Genomic DNA, 820 nt, shown 5'->3' with positions numbered 1-820 from the left:
CGCTCCTGCGCGGGTCGAGCGCCGAGCGCGCGGCCTTCTACGGCCCGATGACGCAGATAGGCGCGATGTCGATCAACGAGGTCAGGCGCCTCGAGGGGCTGCCGCCCGTCCCTGGCGGGGACGTGCCGCGCATCCAGAAGCAGAACGTTCCGATTTCCGCGGTGGAGGACCTTGGCAATGGAAACTGAGATGCAGATCAGGCAAGGGGCGGCGCTTCTCGATATCAAAGCCCTCAGGGAGAAGGGCGAGATCGAGGGCTATGCCAGCACATTCGGCGGCGAGGCGGACAGCTACGGCGACATCATTGCGCCCGGCGCTTTTGCCGAGAGCCTGGCTGAACATGCCGCCAAGAGCACGATGCCCAAGATGTTCTGGCAGCACGATCCCTGGCAGCCCATCGGAAAATGGACCTCAGCCGTCGAAGACGGCAAGGGCCTGCTGGTCAAGGGGCAGCTCAACATGGGCGTGCAGCGGGCGCGCGAGGCCTATGAACTGCTGAAGGCTGGCGACATCGACGGTTTGTCGATCGGCTATCGCGTCAGGAGTTACGAGCTCGACGAGGAAGCGGAAATGCGCACACTGACGAACCTGAATCTGCGCGAAGTGTCCATCGTCAGCATCGGCGCCAATGAGAACGCGACCATCGCCGCGGTGAAGGCCGAGCGGCGTGTGACTGCGGTGACGGAAAAGCTCAAGGCCGGGGACCGGCTGACCGAGCGGGAGTTCGAGGATCTGCTGAAGGGGGCCTTCGGCCTATCGAACTCGCAGGCGGAGCGCGCCGCGCGCATCCACCTCAAGGGGCCGGGGGAACCGGCCACAG

General features: G+C 65.0%; 1 protein-coding gene and 1 pseudogene. Both read left to right on the top strand.

Annotated elements, in window-relative coordinates:
• A pseudogene (locus BYZ73_RS21410) lies at positions 1-188 on the top strand (phage portal protein); the annotation flags it as partial.
• Positions 178-820 (top strand): HK97 family phage prohead protease (locus BYZ73_RS21405; RefSeq protein WP_245943267.1); only part of this gene is annotated, 643 nt, incomplete at its 3' end. The pseudogene BYZ73_RS21410 and the gene BYZ73_RS21405, both read left to right, overlap by 11 nt.

It is taken from the genome of Rhodovulum viride (assembly GCF_003265965.1).
GTDB lineage: Bacteria > Pseudomonadota > Alphaproteobacteria > Rhodobacterales > Rhodobacteraceae > Rhodovulum > Rhodovulum kholense.
Note: the sequence above shows the minus strand (reverse complement) of the source record. Positions and strands in the feature narration are given on the sequence as shown.